This window comes from Methylobacillus flagellatus KT, from assembly GCF_000013705.1.
GTDB lineage: Bacteria > Pseudomonadota > Gammaproteobacteria > Burkholderiales > Methylophilaceae > Methylobacillus > Methylobacillus flagellatus.
The window spans coordinates 2,585,481-2,606,791 of the sequence record NC_007947.1 but is presented as its reverse complement, the minus strand read 5'-3'; the positions used below and the strand labels follow the sequence as shown (position 1 = coordinate 2,606,791).

Below are 21,311 nucleotides of genomic sequence, written 5' to 3'. Positions count from 1 at the left end.
GATTGAAAGTTATGATGAAGACAAGCTGTGTCTGTGGTATCGTTTGGCAGTAACAATAATAGTAGCCTCAGCCTGTTGTTCGGGCCCGCAAGGCATGTTGCGGACAATTGTCTGATGGCAGCCAAGACCGTGAAGAAACAATTACCTTATTTCCTGCTGGTATTTCTGATCCCCGTGACCCTGGTGCTGTGGTGGTGGGGCTTGTTTTCATCTGCCGATGTCGAGATTGCAGAGCGAGGCAATTACCGCTATGCCTACCTAGAAGCCGACGGCCCTTATTCCAAGCTATCCAGCAAGCAGGAAGAGGTACTGCACGAGCTGGTTGATCAGAATATACAGCCCGGCCCGGAAATCACCCTGATTTTCAGCGATCCACGCACTACGCCATACAAGGAACTGCATGCGCGTGCCGGCTTCATCATTGATGCCGATGCCAAGCCGGTGGCACCGATCCAGGTGGATACCGTACCCGTGCGCAAAGTGTTCGTCGCCAGCATTAAGGCGCATCCCTTGCTTGCCTATGGCAAGACTTATTCCAAGGTGCTGGAGTTCGTCAAGTCCAAGGATATGCCATTGAACCTGCCCACGGTCGAGATTGTGGATGATAGTGTGCTGAGCGTCGAAATGCCGTTGAATCCCGTTCCTGAATCACAACCCAATGCAGGAGTGTCGCCTTGAACTTCATTGCACTGATTGGCGCCCTGGCGCTGACTTATTACCGGCCGCACCGCAAGCTGGACTGGTTGCAGGAGATCGTCGCGCCCTTGGTCCAGTTGTTGGAGCGTAACTTCAATGGTGGCAACCGCCTGCAGGGGATGACGGCCTGGGCGCTGGTCGTGCTGTTGCCCAGTCTCCTGGTTGGTGCGGTCTACTATGTGCTGTTGCAGGTGAATGCAATTCTTGGCATCGTATTCGGCGTGGCCTTGCTTTATTTCACCTTGCGCTTGAGCCAGTTTGGCCCGCGTGCGGAAGAGATCATTGCCGCATTGCGTACCGGTAACATCGACGAGGCACGTCTCTTGCTCGGGCAGTGGGAGAAAATCGACAGTGACAACTTCACGCTGACGCAAGTGGCGCAGGTGAGTGTGGAGACAGTGTTGTCACGCTCACATTATGGCTTGTTTGCACCGATTTTCTGGTTTGTCATCCTCGGTCCTGCCGGCGCATTGTTTTACAGGCTGTCCCATATCGTCACCATGGAGTGGCAGCCTGAAGAAGCGACGCCTTTCAATGATTGGGCGCGCAAGGTGTTTCGTTGGCTAAACTGGCCACCCGCCTTCGTGACCGCGGGCAGTTTTGCAATCGTAGGCGATTTTGAGGATGCGATTTATTGCTGGCGCTCTCAGGCGGAGACCTGGCCGGATAAGGCGATGGGCATGATCCTCGCAAGCGGGGCTGGCGCACTGGGCGTGAGGATAGGCGAACCGTTGCCCATGAATGGCATTCTGGTCTTCCGCCCCGAGATCGGCCTGGGCGATGCGGCCGATGCCGACTATTTGCGCAGTGCGGTAGGTCTCGTCTGGCGCGTGCTGGTATTGTTGATTGGATTATTGCTACTGCTGACCTTCGCCCACTGGCTGGGGCAGTGATGAAGAGGGCAGTGGGTGACTTGATAGAAGAGACTATGGATATTGTATTAGCCAACCCACGTGGGTTCTGTGCAGGCGTAGACCGCGCGATCATTATCGTCGAGCAGGCACTGGAGAAGTTCGGTGCCCCCATTTATGTGCGACACGAGGTGGTACACAACAAGTTTGTGGTCGACGACCTCAAGAAAAAGGGTGCGATCTTTGTCGAGGAGCTGGATGAGGTGCCCGCCGGCAACACCGTGATTTTCAGCGCCCATGGTGTTTCCAAGGATGTGCGCGCCGAGGCAGAAGCCCGTGGCTTGCAGGTGTTCGACGCTACCTGCCCCCTAGTGACCAAGGTGCACCTTGAGGTGGCGAAGATGCGTGCATCAGGCAAGGAAATCATCATGATCGGCCACAAGGGACATCCGGAGGTGGAAGGAACCATGGGCCAGGCCGAGGGTGGCATGTACCTGGTGGAATCGCCGGAGGATGTGGCGATGCTGGAAGTGAAAGATCCATCGCAATTGGCCTACGTGACGCAGACGACCCTGTCGATCGATGATGCCGCTGCGATCGTGAGTGCGCTCAAGGCCAAGTTTCCCGAGATCACCCCGCCGCGCAGTGATTCCATCTGTTATGCGACGCAGAACCGCCAGGATGCAGTCAAGGTCATGGCGCGGGATTGCGACCTGGTGATCGTGGTGGGGTCTCCCAACAGCTCCAATTCCAATCGGCTGCGGGAAGTGGCGCAGAACCAGGGAGTAGAGTCCTATATGGTCGACAATGCCTCTTTCCTTGACCCTGCCTGGATCGTCGGTAAAAAACGCATCGGTGTTTCTGCAGGTGCCTCTGCGCCGGAGGTCCTGGTGCAGGAAGTGATCAACAAGCTGAGAGCGCTGGGCGCTGCCGATGTGCAGGAGCTCAATGGCGTGGTGGAGAATGTGGTGTTCAAAATACCGCGCAATCTGGCCGAGGCCTGATATATCGCGGTTGGCAAATTGAAAGGGCGGTTCTACCGCCCTTTTTCGAGTGCGTGCACTGCGGTGGTCAAGCAGCCTTGCGCAGATTGTCCAGACTGAAGGCCGTTGGGGCATGCAAGGCCAGGGTGATATAGCCCCCGGCCAGTGCGAGGTACTGCATGAAACCAATCAGTCCGCTGCCGGGTGTGGGGTCGGGCAGCTTCAAGAAGACGGCGACGAAAATCGCATACACTGCCAGCACATAAGCAGATAGTTTGGTCTTGAACCCCAACAGCAGGGTCAGGCCAAATACCAGCTGTACCAGGATCATCAAAGGTGCAAATACGCCGGGCAGGCCGAAATGGCCAAGGTACATCTGGTATTGCTCATAGCCGCTGGGGTTCTGAAAAATGATCATGAGCTGGAACAGGATGGCGACCAGAAAAATCTGTGCTAACAGGATGCGCCCAAGGAAACCTAAAAACTTCGTCATCGTCTTACCTTCTCGTCCAAATGCACAATAATTGTGCTTAAGTTAATTGTTATATCGACTTCATCAATCGAGGCGAGCATAGATGATGCCTGTAAGCGCCATGCGCCGCAACACTTGTCAAGGCGGCAGGCGCCGGGCTGAAATGCCTATCTCCCGCCTACCAAGAACAGAAAGAACATCGACATGACTTTTTATGTAAGGCAGGCTGATTGGATCAGCGATCAGGCCCAGATATCGGCTATTCGTCAGCAAGTTTTCATCGAGGAGCAGCATGTGCCAGCCGATCTCGAATGGGATGGGCTGGACGAGACCTCCCTGCACCTGCTGGCCGTCACGGAGGATGGTAAATCGATCGGCTGCGCCCGCATTCTCAGCGATGGCACCATTGGCCGCATGGCGGTGTTGAAACACTGGCGCAGGCAGGGGGTGGCCAGGCGTTGCTGCATACGGCCATCGAGTTGTGCCGGCAGCACGGCTGGCTAGATATTCATGTCTCTGCGCAAACCCATGCGTCCGGTTTTTATGAAAAAGCCGGCTTCCGCCGCATTGGGGATGAATACATGGATGCCGGCATTCCCCATCAAGCCATGAAGCTGCATATCAGCAACTAACCCTGTCTTTCATGCCGCGCCTGAATCCAGGTGCGGGATTATTCCGCCTTTCAGACTCCCGCTTTATGGTGCCCCTGCCATGACTCGTGGCAGGACTATGCGCATCTTCATCCTGTTGTCTTTTGCCCTCGTCAATATCGCTGCGCTAGCTCATCAAGTACAAGTTTCACATTAATTCACAAGGGGATATTTCAGATGATTTCACGCATTCTGGTGCTGTTTGCCGGGCTTTCCATGTCGGCTCTGGCCATGGCACAGCCATCGCTCAATCTTTCCGGCTATACCTTGGGGTATCAGTTCAGGCTACCTGGCCAGCCTGGCATGGCAGCCGAGACTTCGGCCATTACCTATAACTGGGATACGGGCACATTGTTTGTCGTCGGCGACGAGGCAGAGGCCATAGTCGAGGTGAGCAAGAGCGGCGAGGTGATCGGCTCGATGAAGCTCAGCGGCTTTGATGACACCGAAGCCCTGACGTATATCGGCAACGGGCAGTTCGCACTGGGCGAGGAGCGTACGCAAAGCCTGTTCAAGGTGACCTATGAAGCCGATACCACTCTGCGTCGCGCCAATGCATTGCCCGCCTATAGCTTTGGGCCATACAGCAATAACGAAGGCCTGGAAGGCGTGAGCTGGGATCCTCGCAACAACAGCTTCATTGCAGTGAAGGAAAAGAATCCGCAGGCCATCTACGAAGCCAATATCGACTTCAATGACGGCACTGGCAGCCACGATATCCTGTTTGATGCAGCATTGCTGGGTGTATTGGATCTTTCCGATGTGCAAGTGCTTGCTACCGTGCCTTCTTTCCTTGGAACTGGCCTGGATGACAACTTGCTGGTCATCAGCCAGGAGTCGCGCTTGCTGATGGAAGTCACCCGCACAGGCGAAATACTCGGCTCCATCAACCTTCGCTATCTGAGCGGTGCTGCCGAAGGTGTCACCATCGATGAGAACGGCATTATTTATGTTTCCCAGGAACAGCCTTCCGTATTTGTGTTCCTGCCGCCAACGCCTGCCGTGCCCGAACCAGAAACGTATGCATTGATGCTGCTCGGTCTTGGCTTGCTGGGCTTTGCGGCACGCCGTCGCCGCATTGCCTGAGTGTTGTTGTTCCTGCGTCGTTAATATTATTCAAATCAGAGAGGTTAATATCATGAGCATCATCAAGAAAGTGGTTGCAGCAAGCATCCTGGCCGCAAGTGCGTTCTCAGCGCTTCCTGCACTGGCCAATCCATACAATGTCTATATCACTGAGTGGTCCTATCAAAGTCGCCACAGCAGCGAATTGGGCGAGTACATCGAGATTTCCAACCTTGGTTCCAACGACGTCGATTTCACCAACTGGAGCTATGACGACGACAGTCGCACCAGCCTGGTGTTCAATCTGTCGGATTTCGGCATTGTGAAGGCTGGCGAGTCCGTGGTGATTACGGAAATCGGTGCTGACGAATTCCGTGCACGCTGGGGTCTGAGCGATGATGTCAAGGTGATTGGTTTCATGAATCCCAACCTGGGCCGCAACGACGAAATCAATATTTTCGATCACGAGCTGAACCTGGTGGACCGCCTGACTTATGGCGACCAGGACTTTCCTGGCAGCATTCGTGCCCGTTACAACAGCGGTGTCCCTGGTAGCGTAGATGCACTGGGTGCCAACGACGTCTACGGTTGGGTATCCTCCCAAGTGGGTGATTCCGAAGGTTCCTGGCGCTCAAGCGTGGGCGATATCGGTAGCCCTGGCCAGACCAACCTGACCATCGCGGCTATTCCTGAGCCTGAAACGTATGCATTGATGCTGGCAGGCCTGGGTCTTGTCGGGTTTGCAGCACGCCGCCGCAAGGCAGCATAAGCGATAAAGCTATTTGTATCTCATGAAAACGGCTCTCCATCAGGAGAGCCATTTTTTATTGAGGAGAGTTATCTCAGCGTTTGAGCATCGGCTTGAGGTATTTCCCGGTATAGCTGGCCTTGGTATCCGCGACTTCTTCCGGTGTGCCACACGCAATCATGGTGCCGCCGCCATCACCGCCTTCCGGACCCATGTCGATGATCCAGTCCGCGGTCTTGATGACGTCCAGGTTGTGCTCGATGATGACGACGGTGTTGCCGTGGTCGCGCAGGCGGTGCAATACGTCGAGCAGCAGCTGGATATCGGCAAAATGCAGGCCGGTGGTGGGTTCATCGAGGATATAGAGCGTTCTGCCGGTATCGCGCTTGGACAGCTCCAATGCCAGCTTAACACGCTGCGCCTCGCCGCCCGACAGTGTAGTCGCGGACTGGCCCAGCGTGATGTAGCCTAGACCGACATCCAGCAGTGTCTGCAGTTTGCGTGCGACCACAGGCACGGCGTCAAAGAATTCACGCGCCTGCTCCACGGTCATTTCCAGGATTTGGTGGATATTCTTGCCCTTGTACTGGATTTCCAGGGTTTCACGGTTGTAACGGTGACCTTTGCAGACGTCGCAAGGCACATAGACATCGGGCAGGAAGTGCATCTCGACGCGGATCACCCCATCGCCCTGGCAGGCTTCGCAACGGCCGCCCTTGACGTTGAAGGAATAGCGGCCAGGGCCATAGCCGCGGGCGCGGCTTTCCGGCACGCCGGCAAACAGGTCGCGTATGGGTGTGAAGACGCCGGTGTAGGTGGCCGGGTTGGAGCGCGGTGTGCGGCCGATCGGGCTTTGGTCGACATCCACGACCTTATCGAAGAACTCCAGGCCAGAAATTTCCTCGAAAGGCGCAGGCTCGGTCGAGCTGCCGTAAAGGTGGCGTGCTACCACGCGGTAAAGGGTATCGTTGATCAGCGTGGACTTGCCAGAGCCAGACACGCCAGTGACGCAGGTGAGCAGACCGACAGGCAAAGCCAAATCCACGTTCCTGAGATTATTGCCACTGGCCCTCGTCAGCTTGAGCCAGCGTTTTGGGTCAGGGGCGTGACGCTGCCTGGGGACGGCGATTTCCTTGGCGCCGCTGAGGTACTGTCCTGTGAGCGATTGGGGATTGCGCTGGATTTCTGCCGGTGTGCCTGCCGCCACGATGTGACCGCCGTGTTCGCCTGCCCCGGGGCCGATGTCGACGACGTAGTCGGCTTCCATGATGGCATCCTGGTCGTGCTCGACGACGATGACGCTGTTGCCGATGTCGCGCAGGCGCACCAGGGTTTGCAACAGGCGGTCGTTGTCGCGCTGGTGCAGGCCGATGGATGGTTCGTCCAGTACATACATGACGCCGGTAAGGCCGGAGCCGATCTGCGAGGCCAGGCGGATGCGTTGTGCCTCACCGCCCGAAAGGGTTTCGGCGGAGCGGGATAGCGATAAATATTCCAGCCCGACATTGGTGAGGAATTTCAGGCGGCTGCTGATCTCCTGCACGATCTTGTCCGCAATCGCATGTTTTTGCCCGGTCAATTCGATGTGCTCGAAGAAATGCAAGGCCAGGCGCAGCGGGGCCTCGCACACTTCGTGAATGTTCTTGCCCCCCACCTTGACGTGGCGTGCCTCGCGGCGCAGGCGCGTGCCCCCGCACTCCGGGCAGGCTTGCGAGTTGAGATACTTGGACAGTTCCTCGCGTACCGTGATGGAGTCGGTTTCATGGTAGCGGCGTTGCAGGTTGTTGAGGATGCCCTCGAAGGTGTGGGATTTTTCGTATAGTTTGCCGCGTTCGTTGAGGTACTGAAAAGTGATGGCTTCCTTACCGCTGCCGTAAAGCAGCACTTGCTGTACGTCATCGGGCAAGGTTTCGAAAGCCGTCTCCAGGTCGAATCCGTAATGCTTGGCCAGGCTTTGCAGCATCTGAAAATAGAACTGGTTGCGCTTGTCCCAGCCCTTGATGGCGCCACTGGCCAGTGAGAGATGCGGGAAAGCCACGACGCGTTTGGGATCGAAGAAGCTGATCTGGCCCAGGCCATCGCACTTGGGACAAGCACCCATCGGGTTGTTGAATGAGAACAGGCGCGGCTCAAGCTCTGCAAGTGAGTAGTCGCACACAGGGCATGAGAACTTGGCGGAAAACAGGTGCTCCTTGCCGCTATCCATCTCCAGCGCCACAGCCTTGCCGTCGGCCAGGCGCAGCGCGGTCTCGAAGGATTCGGCAATGCGCTGCTTGACGTCTGCGCGTACCTTGAGGCGGTCCACGACGACGTCGACGTTGTGCTTCACGGTCTTGGCCAGCTTGGGTACGCTGTCGAGCTCGTGGATATTGCCGTCCACGCGCACGCGTACGAAGCCTTGTGCCTTGAGTTCCTCGAACAGGTCCAGTTGTTCTCCCTTGCGGTTGCTGACTACCGGCGCGAGGATCATCAGCTTGGTGTCCTCTGGCAGCAGCAGGACACTGTCCACCATTTGGGAGACGGTTTGCGCTTCGAGCTTGATGCCGTGGTCCGGGCATTCCGGGTCGCCTGCGCGCGCATAGAGCAGGCGCAGGTAGTCATGGATTTCGGTGACGGTGCCTACAGTGGAGCGTGGGTTGTGCGAGGTGGATTTTTGTTCGATGGAAATCGCGGGAGACAGTCCTTCGATCAGGTCGACATCCGGCTTGTCCATGCGCGCCAGGAACTGGCGCGCATAAGCGGACAGGGATTCTACATAGCGGCGCTGTCCCTCGGCATATAAAGTGTCGAACGCCAGCGAGGACTTACCTGAACCCGACAAGCCGGTAATGACGATCAGCTTGTTGCGGGGCAAGTCCAGTGAAACATTTTTCAGGTTGTGCGTGCGGGCACCGCGTATACGTATGTAATCCATGGGGTAGAAGCTGTTGCCTTGAGTTTGGTTAACGCCTGGTGGGGCAACCTGTTAATATACGCAACTTCGCGTGTTGAATTCAATGAATTTTAATGTCACAGCCTGAACGCATGTCCCCGGTTGAACTACGCTCCACCCTGAGCCTGGCCTCGATCTATGGCTTACGCATGCTGGGCATGTTCCTGATCCTGCCGATCTTTGCGATCTACGCTGAAACCTTGCCGTCGGGGGATGACCATTTCTACATCGGCCTGGCGCTAGGCGCTTACGGCTTGACGCAGGCCTTGTTCCAGCTGCCGTTCGGCATGGCTTCAGACCGCTTTGGCCGCAAGACCATGATCTACATCGGCCTGCTGATCTTTGCGATCGGCAGCTTCGTTGCCGGTATGGCGGACGACATCCATACCATCATCATCGGTCGTGCCATCCAGGGCGCGGGCGCCGTATCCGCCGCGGTGACGGCACTAGTGGCCGATCTGACGCGCGAAGAGCACCGTACCAAGGCAATGGCGATGATCGGCGGCAGCATCGGCATTACCTTCGCATTGTCGCTGATCCTCGGGCCGACGCTCAACCAGTGGATTGGCGTTCCAGGCATTTTCGTGCTGACCGGCGTCCTGGCCTTGCTTGCCATGCTGGATATCAAGTATCTGGTACCCAACCCCCAGGTCAGCCGGTTCCATTCCGATACCCAGGCCGCGCCGGCCAAGCTCGGCCCAGTGCTGCAGGATACGCAGCTGTTGCGGCTCAATTTCGGCATCTTCGCGTTGCATGCCTCGCACATGGCAATGTTTGTCGTGGTGCCATTCGCGCTCAAGCAGACCAGTGGGTTGAACGAGAATGACCATTGGATGATCTATCTGCCCATCATGGTGATTTCCCTGACGTTCATGGTGCCGGCCATCATCATTGGCGAGAAAAAGGCCAAGCTCAAGCAGGTGTTCATCATCAGTGTCGCCGTGATGCTATTGGCGGAACTTGCGTTCGGGCTCATGATCGATAGTTTCTGGGGCATCATGGTGGCGTTGACCATTTTCTTCATCGCCTTCAATGTACTGGAGGCGATCATGCCTTCCACCATCTCCAAGCAGGCGCCTGCCGATGCCAAGGGTACCGCGATCGGGGTGTTCAATACCGCGCAGTCATTGGGCATTTTCGTTGGCGGCGTCTGCGGCGGCTGGCTGTCCAGCCAGCATGGATATGCGGCAGTATTCGCTTTCTGCGGTGCGCTCATGCTGCTATGGCTGGTCAGCGTATGGACCATGCGTGCACCGGCGGCAGTACGTAGTAGAATGTACCCCTTGCCTGAAGGGCAAACGCATGATGCGGCGCAATTGTCGCGGCAACTGGCAGCGTTGCCGGGCGTGAAGGAATCGGTCGTCTTGCCCGAGGAGGGCGTGGTGATATTGAAAGTGGATATGCAGGCGGATTGGGATGATTCCGCCGCCCTGCAATTGATAAGGGGTTAAAGATGGCATCGGTCAATAAAGTAATCTTGGTAGGCAACCTGGGCCGCGACCCGGAAGTGCGCTATATGCCCAATGGCGAGGCGGTGGCCAACTTCAGCATTGCCACTACCGACAGCTGGAAAGACAAGAACGGCCAGCGTCAGGAGCGCACCGAATGGCACAACATCGTCATGTACCGCAGGTTGGCGGAAATTGCCGGCGAGTACCTGAAGAAGGGGCGCCCGGTCTACATCGAAGGCCGCCTGCAAACCCGCAAGTGGCAGACCAAGGAAGGCCAGGACCGCTACACCACCGAGATCATCGCCGACCAGATGCAGATGCTGGGCGGGCGCGATAGCGGCGGCGGTGGCGGAGCGAGCTATGATGGTGGCGACGACTTCAACCAAGACTACAGCCAGCCCGCCCCCAGGCAACAGGCTGCGCCGGCACAACGCCCCGCGCCTGCCGCATCCAAGCCTGCTGGAGGCAGCAATTTCGATGATTTCGAGGACGATATCCCGTTCTAAGGCATGCTTTGCTTCGTCGGTGATTGCTGAAAGCCCCGTCAAGCGGGGCTTTTTGTTGCGCTAACAAGCCATGAAGTAGCGGATTCTTGGTGCATTATTGAGAATGATTGTTGATTCAATGTATAATGATTCTCAATTAATAATTTCACTGCTTGGAAATTGCATCATGCATTCATTCCGCATTCCCATTAAAGCGGCCCTGATCGCCAGCCTTGCCCTGATTGCGAGTTCGGCCCATGCGCTCGATATTGTGTTTGACTACCGGTTTGACCGGAATGGCTGGTTCAGTACCGACAGCGATGCTGGCCTGATGCGGCGCAACGTATTGGAGCAGGCCGCCTCGGTATTCAGTGGCTTCACCGATTCCCTCTCGGCAATCCAGCCTGGCGCAGGTGATAGCTGGAGTGTGAGGTTCCAGCATCCTAGCTGGAATAGCTGGATCGAGAATGTCACGGTGACGGATTTGTATGTCCCGGAAAACAGCATGGTGATTTTCGTAGGGGCATCCTCCTTTAATGGCTCGGTACTTGGCGCAGCAGGTGGTGGCAGCATTCGTGCCCAGGGTAGCCAGGATTTCTTGGAGACGGTAACGGCGCGTGGGCAGGAAGGCGCGCTGGAGGATGTACCTACTGATGTCGGTCCATGGGGAGACTCCATCTGGTTTAACAGCCATTTTTCATGGTATGCAGGTCTCGATGAGAGCGGCCTGGCTGCAGGCCAGCCGGACCTGTTGACCACGGCAACCCATGAAATCGCGCACCTGCTCGGTTTTGGGGCGTCTACAGCTTGGGATGCTTTGCTGTTGCCCACGGATGACGGCTGGGTATTTGCCGGTGAACATGCCGTGGCGGCGTATGGCGATATGGTGCCCGTTGATGGAGGGGCGCATTGGGCCTATGGCGTGCAGGGGAGGATAAACGGGGAGCTTGTGCCCAACCTCATGGATCCGGGCACCCCGTTCGGCAATCGCGAATATTTCAGCGATCTGGATTACGCGGCGCTGGCGGACATCGGCTGGCAGGTGAGCGCGGTGCCCGAGCCGTCGACCATCTGGATGTTGTTGTTGGGCCTGATTGGCGTGTTTGGACGCTGGCAGCGCAAACAATCCACGCTGATCACCAGTAAGTGAATGGTTGTGTCGATGCCGAGACCGCCCGGAAATACGGGAACAGGTCCTTGCTGAACACTAAATGTCAGCCAGCGAGTGCTGGTTGGCCTGGTATTTGTATTCCCTCACCCAGCGCGTGAATTTTTCCGCCGGCAGCGGCTGGGAGAAGCGGTAGCCCTGCACGAAGGTGCAGCCGCTGCTTTCCGCCCAGTGCAGCTCCACGTCCGTCTCCACACCTTCAGCCACCAGTTCCAGTGACATGCTGCGCGCCAGCGCCACGATGGTCTTGACGATTTCTACATTGATCGGTTCGCGCTCTATGCCCTTGATGAAGGATTGATCGACCTTGAGCCGGTCGATCGGGAATTTGCGCAGGTAGCTGAGGTTGGAGTAGCCCGTGCCGAAATCATCGATTGCCAGTTTGATGCCAAGCCTGCTCAGTTGATGCAGGGTGCGCACCACGGCATCGGCATCCTGCATGAACATGCTCTCGGTCAGCTCGAATTCGAGATAAGCCGGGTTGATCCTGGTCTCCTTGAGGATGTGCTCCACCATGTCGCAGAAGTCACTCTGGTAGAACTGCATGGCGGAAATATTGACCGAGATTCGCATGGGCTGGAATCCTTCCTGCAGCCAGGCTTGGTGCTGTCGGCAGGCTTCACTGATCACCCACTGGCCGATGGCCACGATCAACCCGGTTTCTTCGGCAATTTCAATGAAATGGATGGGGGTGAGTAGCCCACGTTGCGGATGGTGCCAACGGATCAAGGCTTCCTTGCCGACCACCTGGCCGCTGTCGAGCGCAATTTGCGGCTGGTAATAGAGTTCGAATTCATTGCGTTCGATGGCAAGGCGCAGGTCGGTTTCCAGCGACATGCGATCCAGCGAGTAAAGCTGCATGCCTGCTGCATAGTGCCGGTAAGTATTGCGTCCGTTGCGCTTGGCTTCATACATGGCCGCATCGGCCTTGATCATGAGGTTGTTGGCATCCTCGTCATCCAGCGGGTAGATCGCGGTGCCGATGCTGGCCGAGATGAAGATCTCGCGTCCCATGATCTGCTGTGGGAGTTTCAGGGCATCGAGTATGCGCCAGCATAGGATATCCAGGTCTTTCTGGCCGCTGATGCTGTCGACGATGATGGTGAACTCGTCGCCCGAGAGACGGGCGACGGTATCCATCTCGCGCGAGCAGCGCGCGAGGATGCCAGCCAGCGCAATCAGCAGCTGGTCGCCGAAGGCATGCCCCATGGAGTCGTTGAAGTGCTTGAACTTATCCAGGTCGATGAACAGCAGCCCGACTTGCGCATTGGTGCGACTCGCTTCTGCCAGCGTCATGGCCAGCCTGTCCATGAACAGCACCCGGTTTGGCAGTTTGGTGAGCTGGTCGAAATGCGCCAGATAGAACAGGTTGGCCTGTTTTCGCTGCGTGATTTCGTCGAGCAGGTCATGGCCGTTGGCGAGGCCTGCGTATTTCCCCTGTTCCGTGACGATGAAGCCACTCACCATATGCTGCATGCCGGCATCGATGATGATGCGGGAGATATCGTCTATGGACGTATGGCTGTTTACGATCAGGGGTTCAGGGTTCATGAATTCGGCAATCGGCTTCTTGCCATAGATTTCGTGGGTGTAGGGTTTGATGAAGATTTCCATGAAGGCATGCCGCTCCACGATGCCGACCGGGTGCTGCTGCGCATCGACGACAGGCAGGGCATACATGCGCTGATTCTCCTGAAACATGGACAGTACCTGCAGGCAAGGCATATCGTCCGGGACAGGGGTCACTGCACGCAGCAGGCGTTTTACGGTGGGGTTGTCGTCGCCATGGCTGAATCTGAAGTGGGTGGCAGTGTTCATGAAGCAGTGTGGTGGCCTTAGCGTGGAAAATCCGATGTGACCAGGTGATCGTGGCCTACCGTCCAGATTATGCATGCAAAGATTGCAGAATTATGAAGTGGCGGCATATGCATTGGCCTGACCAGCACGACAGTACGGGTGGGTTCAGTTTAATGAAAACGTCATAAATCGGGACTATGCTGGGCACCAAATCTTATGTATGAACGCCAGGCGGAACCTGGCATGCCGCTATGAAAAACCCTTATTCAATGCATTTGCGCCAGATAGGCTTCACATTGCTCGAGCTGCTGGTGGTACTCGTCATCCTGGGGTTGCTGGTCGGGTATGTAGCGCCCAAGTATTTCGCCCAACTCGGCAAATCCGAGGTCAAGACGGCACGCGCCCAGATCGGGGCGCTGGAGAAGGCGCTGGATCAGTATCGGCTCGATGTCGGCCACTATCCAACCACAGAGCAGGGCTTGGCGGCCTTGAACACTGCGCCCGCTGGCGAAAGCAAATGGGCGGGGCCCTACCTGCAGAAGAGCGTGCCGAATGATCCCTGGGGCCGTCCCTATCATTTCAAGTCACCCGGCGAGCATGGGGATTTCGACCTCTATTCCCTAGGCAAGGATGGTCAGCCCGGTGGTAGCGATGACAACGTCGATATCGTGAACTGGTGATATGCGCTATCAGGTACGGGCGATAAGCGGGGGCCGCCTGGTTTCGCTTGAGTTCGAGGCTCAGCATGCCGAAGAGGCCGCCGCCAAGGCGCGCAGCCAGGGGTATGAAGTCCTGGCGACCAAGTCGGGTAGCCAGGGGCTCACTGGCAACAGGCGCACGCGTTTTCCCTTGTTGCTATTCAGCCAGGAGTTGTTGTCCTTGCTCAAGGCCGGTCTGGGACTGGTCGAGTCGCTCGAAGGTATTGCGGAGAAGGAGCAGCGTCCCGAGATTGCCCAGGTACTCAAGGGTGTGCTGGACGCGCTATACCGTGGGCAGACCTTCTCGGCTGCGCTGGCAGCCTATCCCTCGGCATTTCCTGGCCTCTATACCTCCATGGTCAAGGCCAGTGAGCGTACCGGGGACCTGCCTGAAGCCCTGTTGCGCTACATCGGTTACGAGCAACAGGTAGAGGTGTTGCGCAAGAAACTCATCGCATCTTCCATTTATCCCTTCCTCCTCATCACTGTGGGTGGGCTGGTCGTCCTGTTCCTGCTTGGCTATGTCGTGCCGCGCTTTTCCCAGATTTATGCCGATGCTGGCGAGAACCAGGCCTGGATGCTCAGGCTAGTCTTGGGCTGGGCGGATCTCATGGACGCACATGGTCAAAGCCTGCTGCTGGGCGGCGTGGTTTGTCTTGGGTTGGCGGTGGCGGCGCTCATGCGTCCCGGCGTGCGCGGACGCCTCTTGACCATGCTGTGGCGTTTGCCGACGCTAGGCGAGCAGATGCGTGTGTTCCAGCTGGCGCGGTTCTACCGTACGCTGGGCATGCTGCTGGAAGGCGGCATCACCATCAAGCAGGCCCTGGAAATGGCGCGCGGCCTGCTGACAGCCTCCATGCACCAGAGCCTGGACAAGGCGGCCACGTTAATCCGCGAGGGAAGGTCGATTTCAGAGGCGATGGAAGCTGCCGGTCTGGTGACGCCGGTTTCGTTGCGCATGCTGCGTGTTGGTGAAAAAAGCGGCGAAATGGGCAGGATGATGGAGCATATCGCCACCCTGCATGATGAGGAAATTGCACGCTGGCTGGAGTGGTTTACACGCCTGTTCGAACCGCTGCTCATGATTTTCATCGGTCTCATCATCGGTGCTGTGGTGGTCATGTTGTACATGCCGATCTTCGAGCTCGCCGGGAGCCTGCAATGAATGCGGCGGCAGAGATATTCAGCCCGGAGCGCATGGCCGAGGCGCAAAGCATGGCCATGCGCAACAACCGCAGCATGGTGGACATGCTACAGAGCCTGTCTGCCCTTGAAGACCAAGCGTATGCGGCGGCGCTGGCCGAGGCGACGCAACTGCAGCTGTTCAGCATGGATGCCTTGCATGCCATGCAACCTGCTTTTGAGGTCATGAGCTTTGCCATGGCCAGCCGGCTGCAGTGCTTGCCCTTGCGTGAGAACGGCATGCTATGGCTGGTGCTTGCCGACCCTTTCGACCAGGCCGTATTGGACTGGGCGGCGGAATGGATCGCGGAAGACTTCCATACCGGGCTGGCGCATTTCCGGGATATACAGGCATACCTGAGCCGGCATGAAGAAGACCTGCGCGCCATGGATGGCGACCTGCTCGAGACCGGCGAAGCCATGGAGGCAGACAAGACCAACGTCGAGCATCTCAGCCTGCAGAGCATCCATGCCGACAGCAGCCCGGTAATCCGCATGGTGAATTCCACGCTATACGATGCCCTGAAAGCGGGGGCGAGCGATATCCACATGGAAAGCGTGGCTGCCGGACTGATGGTCAAGTACCGCATCGACGGCGTACTGGTCCATGTCGGCAGCATGCAGGGTGCCGATATGGCCGAGCAGGCCGTATCGCGGGTGAAGATACTCGCCGAACTCGATATCGCCGAGCGACGTGTGCCGCAGGACGGCCGCTTCAAAGTGATGATGCAAGGGCGTGACGTGGATTTCCGCGTCTCCATCATGCCGAGCATCTATGGCGAGGATGCCGTGCTGCGGGTGCTGGACCGGAAATCCCTGTCCGACCAGGCCAAGGGGCTGTCGCTCAAGCAACTCGGTTTTGACGACTATATCATCGAGGATTTCCGTCGGCTGGTACGCGAACCCTACGGCATGGTGCTGGTCACTGGACCGACGGGCTCCGGCAAGACCACTTCGCTGTATGCGGCTATCAGCGAGGTCAACCACGGCCAGGACAAGATCATCACCATCGAAGACCCGGTGGAGTACCAGCTGCCCGGCGTGCTGCAGATCCCGGTGAACGAGAAGAAGGGGCTCACTTTCGCGCGCGGCTTGCGCTCCATCCTGCGTCACGACCCGGACAAGATCATGGTGGGCGAAATCCGCGATCCCGAAACCGCCCAGATTGCCGTACAGTCGGCGCTCACCGGCCATTTGGTGTTCACTACCCTGCATGCGAACAATGTTTTCGATGTCATCAGCCGATTCCTGCACATGAATGTCGAGGCCTACAGCCTGGTGGCTGCGCTGAACGGCGTGATGGCGCAGCGCCTGGTAAGGCTGGTGTGCCCGCAGTGCGCGGAGCCCGCAGAAGCAAGCGATGAGCTGCTGCTGCAATCCAAGCTGACGCGCGACCAGGTGGCCGGCTACCACTTGCGCCAAGGAAAGGGTTGTGGACATTGTCGCGGTAGCGGCTACCGGGGGCGCAAGGCGGTGGCCGAATTGCTGGCGTTGGACGACGAGCTGCGCGAGATGATCATCGCGCGCGAGCCGTTGCGCAAGCTCAAGGAGGCCGGCCGAGCACGCGGAATGAAGAGCCTGCGGGAAGCGGCGCTGGAAGCCGTTGCACGTGGCGAGACCACCCTGGAGGAGATCAATCGTGTCACTTTCGTGGCGTGAGCGCATGCTGACAGGCTGGCGGCCTGGTGTGACCATTCACATCCAGCCCCAGCATATTGCCTGGATACGCCGGCACGGCATGTTCAAGCCCGGTGATATCGCACGCGGCAAAGTCAGTGTCGAGCATCATGCCAAGGATATGCAGCCATTGCTCGCGGCATTGCCGCAAGTGCTGCGTGAAGCCGGTGTCGCTGGCGCGCGCGTCAAGCTGGTGCTATCGAGTGCTTTCGTGCGTTATGCCCTCGTGCCCAATCCCGATGGCGCTGCCAATAGCGAAGAGCTGGCATTGCTGTGCCGCCATGCTTTTCAGCGCGTGCATGGCGATGCCGTCGCGGGATGGAATATCCGCCTCAGCCTGGCTGCGCTTGGCGGCAACGGTCTGGCCAGCGCGATGGACGAGGATCTGCTGGAAGGCCTGGCGCAGCACGTCCAGGCGGAAAAAGGCCGGCTTGCCAGCGTGCAGCCTGGATTGGCTTATGCCTTCAACCACCTTGCCCAGTCCAGGCCTGACGGGGTGTTCGTATTGCGCGAGCCGGGTCGGCTGTGCTTGCTGGCCTGGCAGAACCGAAGCTGGGCTGCAGTACAACTACTGCCTGTGCCTGCCGAGTGGCCACCGGTGCTGGAGGCCGCACTGCGCAGGCTGCGCCTGCAGCTGGCATTACCGGACAATGTACAGGTACAGGTATGTGAACTGCCACGTGGGGAAGTGCTGCCGCGCCTGGCGACCTGGCATCCGCCAGCAGGCGGGTCGGTAGCAGGAGGCATGGCGTGAAGCTGCAGCTCGACCATATGGCGCCCATCGGCAATGGTAGCCGTTACCAGGCGGGCCTGGTTATTGCCGGCGCCCTTGTCTTGTTGTGTGGCTGGCAACTGACGGAGATGCGTACCGAGCGTGGTGCTATCGCGCAGAAGCTGCAGCAATTGCAGGATGCCCGTCAGCCAGTGCAAGTGGCCACTATTCAGCCGCAAGCGCTGTCAGCTGCGCAAAAGGCCGAGATCAAGGAGGCCAACAAAATCCTCGATGAACTGGGCCGACCGTGGCCGGCCTTGCTGAACAGGCTGGAGCAAGTCGCCAGGCCTGAAATCGCCTTGATGGCAATCCGTCCCGATGCCGCCAAGGGCAAGCTGGGCCTCAAGGGCGAGGCCAAGGACATCGCTGCACTGCTGGCGTATCTGCAACGACTGGAAAGCTTGCCGGAAATGCACGATGTCGCGCTTGATGAACATGAAATGATGGAAAAGCCGGAAGGCGAGGGGATGGCGCACTTCATCCGCTTTGGCATTACGGCCAGGTGGGGGGCAATGTGATGCGGCTTGCGGCGTTCCCGCTGGATGGTAAATGGCTGCAATGGGCCGTGCGCCGTGCGCAGTACCGGCTGGGGTGGTCTGGCATGGCCTTGGCTGTGCTGCTGGTGGCAGCCGTCTGCCTTGTTCTCGGGTGGTTGGCACCACTGCGAGGTGACATTGTGCAATTGCAGCAGGAATTGCAGGCGCAGGAGGCGGCTTCAAGCCTGCATCCACAGCCGCAACGCCAAGCTGTCGCCTCCCCGGAGCAGGCATTGGCACAGGAGCTGGCCGAGTTCGACGCGCGCTTTCCTGACATCCAGCAACTGCCAGATGAGCTGGCGGTACTGTTCCGGCTGGCTGAGCAACATGGCCTGCAAGTGGTCAAGGGTGAGTATTCACTGTCGGAAAAAAAACAGGGGAGCGTGCGCCGCTTCGAGGCCAGTGTGCCGGTACAAGGTAGCTACCAGTCCGTGAAGGCGCTGGTGCTCGCGATCTTGGACGCCTTGCCGAATGTGGCGCTGGCAGAGCTGGGCTTCGAGCGCGGCGAAGCCGTGGAGAGCGAGGTCAAGACGCGGCTGCGCCTGGTGTTCTTCATTCGGAAGCAGGGCGTATGAAGCTGCAATCCAAGCGTTCATGGGGTCTGGTGCTGGGGTTGCTGGCGACCTTGGCACTGGTGTTCAGCATGGAGGATGAAGACGATTCCGGCCTGCTGCCGCCAGAGCGGCCAGGGCGCGCCCGTTCTGCTGCTGCCGTGCTGCCAGACCCTGCTCAGCCTGCTTCAGGCAGTGGGCAGCATTATCTTGATTGGGGACTCTTGCAAGGTCGTACGGTGGCAGCGGGAGCAGACAAGGTGCAGACGGATCTGTTCAGGTCACAGCGCTGGTATGTTCCCCCGCCCAAGACGGCAGCCGAGCTCGCCTCTCAGGCGCCAGTGGTGCCTCAGCCAGGATTTGCCTACATCGGCAAACTGGAGGATGGCCCGCAGGGCACGATGATCATGCTGGCAGGCGCAAACCGTCTCTATATGGTCGGTGCCGGGGAGAATGTGGACCGGCAGTGGCGCCTGGACAGGGAGGATGAGCATAATCTTTACCTGACCTACTTGCCGCTCGATTTGCCCAAGATACTATCCAAGAAGAGCAAGCCAGCGGCGACCGCCAATCCTGCCAGTCATTTACCGGTCAATCCGGACGATTTACAAGGGAATCTTTAATGTTGTCGAGTTATGCATGGCGCGCCGCGGGCCTTGTCAATATCTTATTGCTGCTGTCCTCCTGTGCGACTACTCCTTGGCCCAAACCCGGGTTCCCAGGGGATACGCCCGAGGAAAAAATTGCCAATACACGGGCAGCGCGTGAAAAAAAACCGGAAGGTACTGCCGAGCGTCAGCGCGTCAGGCTGGCGCAGGAGCAGGGGATCAACCAATTGCTGGCCGAGGCCGAGGCTGCCCTGCGCGACAGGCGCATGGCCGATGCGGGGGAATTGTTCCGTCGCGTGCTGGCGATAGAACCGGATAATCCACGGGCGCAGTCGGGTGAACTGTTGATCGAAAGCACCCGCAAACATGCGGAGCAGGTACAGCAGGCAAGCCAGTTGCTGGAAAAAGGCGAGATCGAGGCTGCGCGCGATATCCTGCACCAGGTCCTGCTGGAAGCGCCGCAGCATGAGGAAGCGTTGCGCTTGCAGCGCGAGATCCGCCAGCAGCGTACGAATGTGCGCATGGACCCACCCAAGCTCAAGCCTGCCTTCAACAAGCCGGTGAGCCTGGAATTGCGCGACGCCAATATCAAGATGGTGTTCGAGGCATTGTCGCGCGCGACGGGCATCAACTTCATCCTCGACAAGGATATCAAGCCCGAGACCAAGGCGACGGTCTTCATCAAGAAATCACCAGTCGATGAAGCCATCGAAATGGTGCTGGCGACCAACGGCCTGCAGAAAAAAGTGCTGTCCGAGAACACCGCGCTGGTGTTTCCCAACACCGCTGCCAAGCTCAAGGACTATCAGGACCTGGTGATCCGTAATTTCTACCTGACCAATGCCAAGGCCAAGGATGTGTCCACCATGATCAAGACCATGCTCAAGACCAAGGATGTGCACACCGACGAGCGGCTGAACATGATCGTGATCCGCGACACGCCGGAAGTGGTGCGTATTGCCGAGAAGCTGGTGGCGGCAAATGACCTGGCGGACCCGGAAGTGATGCTGGAGATCGAGGTGATGGAAGTGTCGCGAGAACGCTTGCAGGAGCTGGGTATCGACTATCCCACTTCGTTGACGGCATCTGCCGGGCTCTCGATCGACGCCATGCGCAGCAACAATTCCGGTACCTATTTGTTCAACAGCAACCCCACCCTGAATTTCAGGAAAACCACGGGCGACATCAATATTCTCGCCAATCCGCGCATCCGCGTGCGTAACAACGACAAGGCGCAGGTGCTGGTGGGCGACAAGGTGCCGGTGATCACTACCGTGGCGACAGCCGGCGTGGGCTCATCCCAAAGTGTGCAGTACCTGGATGTCGGCCTCAAGCTGGAAGCCGAGCCGCGCATCACGCTGGATGATTTCGTCAATATCAAGATTGCGCTCGAAGTCTCTTCGCTCGGCAGCTCCACGACGCTCAACGGCGGCGGAGTGGTTTATCAGATCGGCACCCGCAACGCGAGCACCCTGCTGCGGCTGAAGGATGGCGAGACGCAGATTCTGGCGGGGCTGATCAATGATGAGGAACGCAGGAACACCAGCCGGCTGCCCGGCCTGGGCGATATCCCACTGCTTGGGCGCCTGTTTTCCAACCAGACGGATAACCGCAAGAAAACCGAGATCGTGCTGGCGATTACGCCGCACGTGGTCAATAACATCAGCCGTCCGGAATCCGAGGTCCTGGAATATTGGTCGGGTACGGAAAACGGCATCAGTGACCATCCGCAGATCAATGTGCCCGGTACCGGCGCTGCCGCGGCTGGCAATATGAGCCCGCGTGAGCTGCTGATGCAGCGTTTGCGTCCCGGGGCAGCGGAACCTGCCGCTGCGCCTGAGCCTGAGCCGCAAGCAGAGCCCGCACCAACCGAGGAAAGCCAGCCGGCGCAGCAGGATAACTTCATGTCTACGCAGCCCAAGCCAGTGGTTCCCCTGGTGACGCCCGAAGTGGTGGTGCCCAGGGCTGCGCCGCAGCAGGCGCAATAGC

Annotated in this window: 19 protein-coding genes and 1 pseudogene; 17 read left to right on the top strand and 3 right to left on the bottom strand. The window is 58.2% G+C overall.

Annotated elements, in window-relative coordinates; all coding sequences use genetic code 11:
- Window positions 1-114 precede the first annotated feature (114 nt).
- The 3 genes from MFLA_RS12420 to ispH are packed head-to-tail and all read left to right on the top strand — an operon-like array spanning window position 115 to window position 2,551.
- Window positions 115-678, top strand: a complete 564-nt coding sequence (locus MFLA_RS12420) for a GyrI-like domain-containing protein (RefSeq protein ID WP_011480651.1) — start codon at window positions 115-117, stop codon at window positions 676-678.
- Window positions 675-1,589 carry a CobD/CbiB family protein gene (locus tag MFLA_RS12415; protein WP_011480650.1) on the top strand — a complete coding sequence of 305 codons (915 nt, stop codon included), beginning with the start codon at window positions 675-677 and terminating at the stop codon, window positions 1,587-1,589. The genes MFLA_RS12420 and MFLA_RS12415 overlap by 4 nt, the downstream gene beginning before the upstream one ends.
- A 35-nt stretch (window positions 1,590-1,624) precedes the next feature.
- Window positions 1,625-2,551 (top strand): 4-hydroxy-3-methylbut-2-enyl diphosphate reductase, encoded by a 927-nt coding sequence (gene ispH / locus MFLA_RS12410; RefSeq protein WP_048811740.1) that lies wholly within the window; start codon window positions 1,625-1,627, stop codon window positions 2,549-2,551.
- A 67-nt stretch (window positions 2,552-2,618) separates the two neighbouring features.
- Here ispH and MFLA_RS12405 read toward each other — a convergent pair whose 3' ends face one another.
- Window positions 2,619-3,023, bottom strand: a complete 405-nt coding sequence (locus MFLA_RS12405; protein ID WP_011480648.1) for a DoxX family protein — start codon at window positions 3,021-3,023, stop codon at window positions 2,619-2,621.
- A 183-nt stretch (window positions 3,024-3,206) separates the two neighbouring features.
- Here MFLA_RS12405 and MFLA_RS14710 point away from each other — a divergent pair.
- The 3 genes and pseudogenes from MFLA_RS14710 (at window position 3,207) to MFLA_RS12390 (ending at window position 5,486) form a co-directional block, all read left to right on the top strand.
- Window positions 3,207-3,634 (top strand): annotated as a pseudogene (locus tag MFLA_RS14710) (GNAT family N-acetyltransferase).
- A 195-nt stretch (window positions 3,635-3,829) separates the two neighbouring features.
- Window positions 3,830-4,738, top strand: a complete 909-nt coding sequence (locus MFLA_RS12395) for an SdiA-regulated domain-containing protein (protein ID WP_011480646.1) — start codon at window positions 3,830-3,832, stop codon at window positions 4,736-4,738.
- Between the two features lie 52 nt (window positions 4,739-4,790).
- Window positions 4,791-5,486 (top strand): lamin tail domain-containing protein, encoded by a 696-nt coding sequence (locus MFLA_RS12390; RefSeq protein WP_011480645.1) that lies wholly within the window; start codon window positions 4,791-4,793, stop codon window positions 5,484-5,486.
- A 73-nt stretch (window positions 5,487-5,559) separates the two neighbouring features.
- Here the strand turns inward: MFLA_RS12390 and uvrA are convergent, their stop codons facing one another.
- Window positions 5,560-8,379: an excinuclease ABC subunit UvrA gene (uvrA, locus tag MFLA_RS12385; RefSeq protein ID WP_011480644.1), complete on the bottom strand. Its 2,820-nt coding sequence runs from the start codon at window positions 8,377-8,379 to the stop codon at window positions 5,560-5,562.
- A gap of 92 nt (window positions 8,380-8,471) precedes the next feature.
- On the opposite strand from uvrA, the gene MFLA_RS12380 reads away from it, so the two are divergent.
- The 3 genes from MFLA_RS12380 to MFLA_RS12370 all read left to right on the top strand — a co-directional run bounded on the left by MFLA_RS12380 (window position 8,472) and on the right by MFLA_RS12370 (window position 11,483).
- Window positions 8,472-9,848 carry an MFS transporter gene (locus tag MFLA_RS12380; protein WP_011480643.1) on the top strand — a complete coding sequence of 459 codons (1,377 nt, stop codon included), beginning with the start codon at window positions 8,472-8,474 and terminating at the stop codon, window positions 9,846-9,848.
- 2 nt (window positions 9,849-9,850) lie between these two features.
- Complete coding sequence (gene ssb / locus MFLA_RS12375; RefSeq protein ID WP_011480642.1) at window positions 9,851-10,354, top strand: single-stranded DNA-binding protein; 504 nt, start codon at window positions 9,851-9,853, stop codon at window positions 10,352-10,354.
- A gap of 166 nt (window positions 10,355-10,520) precedes the next feature.
- A complete protein-coding gene (locus MFLA_RS12370) occupies window positions 10,521-11,483 on the top strand; it encodes a PEP-CTERM sorting domain-containing protein (RefSeq protein ID WP_048811739.1) in 963 nt (320 codons plus the stop codon).
- A gap of 57 nt (window positions 11,484-11,540) precedes the next feature.
- Here the strand turns inward: MFLA_RS12370 and MFLA_RS12365 are convergent, their stop codons facing one another.
- Window positions 11,541-13,319, bottom strand: coding sequence for an EAL domain-containing protein (locus MFLA_RS12365; RefSeq protein ID WP_195742009.1), 1,779 nt, complete (start codon window positions 13,317-13,319; stop codon window positions 11,541-11,543).
- 230 nt (window positions 13,320-13,549) lie between these two features.
- Here MFLA_RS12365 and gspG point away from each other — a divergent pair, with 230 nt between their 5' ends.
- From gspG to MFLA_RS12325, 8 genes are read left to right on the top strand one after another with little or no spacing between them, the layout of a single operon-like run.
- Window positions 13,550-13,978 (top strand): type II secretion system major pseudopilin GspG, encoded by a 429-nt coding sequence (gene gspG, locus MFLA_RS12360; protein ID WP_011480639.1) that lies wholly within the window; start codon window positions 13,550-13,552, stop codon window positions 13,976-13,978.
- Window position 13,979: 1 nt separating this feature from the next.
- On the top strand, window positions 13,980-15,161 hold the full coding sequence (locus MFLA_RS12355) for a type II secretion system F family protein (RefSeq protein ID WP_011480638.1): 1,182 nt from the start codon (window positions 13,980-13,982) through the stop codon (window positions 15,159-15,161).
- A complete protein-coding gene (locus MFLA_RS12350) occupies window positions 15,158-16,837 on the top strand; it encodes a GspE/PulE family protein (RefSeq protein ID WP_011480637.1) in 1,680 nt (559 codons plus the stop codon). The genes MFLA_RS12355 and MFLA_RS12350 overlap by 4 nt, the downstream gene beginning before the upstream one ends.
- On the top strand, window positions 16,818-17,609 hold the full coding sequence (locus MFLA_RS12345; RefSeq protein ID WP_195742008.1) for a hypothetical protein: 792 nt from the start codon (window positions 16,818-16,820) through the stop codon (window positions 17,607-17,609). Before MFLA_RS12350 ends, MFLA_RS12345 begins: the two co-directional genes overlap by 20 nt.
- Window positions 17,606-18,145: a fimbrial assembly gene (locus MFLA_RS12340; protein ID WP_011480635.1), complete on the top strand. Its 540-nt coding sequence runs from the start codon at window positions 17,606-17,608 to the stop codon at window positions 18,143-18,145. The genes MFLA_RS12345 and MFLA_RS12340 overlap by 4 nt, the downstream gene beginning before the upstream one ends.
- On the top strand, window positions 18,142-18,738 hold the full coding sequence (locus tag MFLA_RS12335) for a hypothetical protein (RefSeq protein WP_195742007.1): 597 nt from the start codon (window positions 18,142-18,144) through the stop codon (window positions 18,736-18,738). The genes MFLA_RS12340 and MFLA_RS12335 overlap by 4 nt, the downstream gene beginning before the upstream one ends.
- A complete protein-coding gene (locus MFLA_RS14175; RefSeq protein ID WP_011480633.1) occupies window positions 18,735-19,337 on the top strand; it encodes a hypothetical protein in 603 nt (200 codons plus the stop codon). The genes MFLA_RS12335 and MFLA_RS14175 overlap by 4 nt, the downstream gene beginning before the upstream one ends.
- Complete coding sequence (locus MFLA_RS12325; protein WP_011480632.1) at window positions 19,337-21,310, top strand: secretin N-terminal domain-containing protein; 1,974 nt, start codon at window positions 19,337-19,339, stop codon at window positions 21,308-21,310. The genes MFLA_RS14175 and MFLA_RS12325 overlap by 1 nt, the downstream gene beginning before the upstream one ends.
- Window position 21,311: the final 1 nt, after the last annotated feature.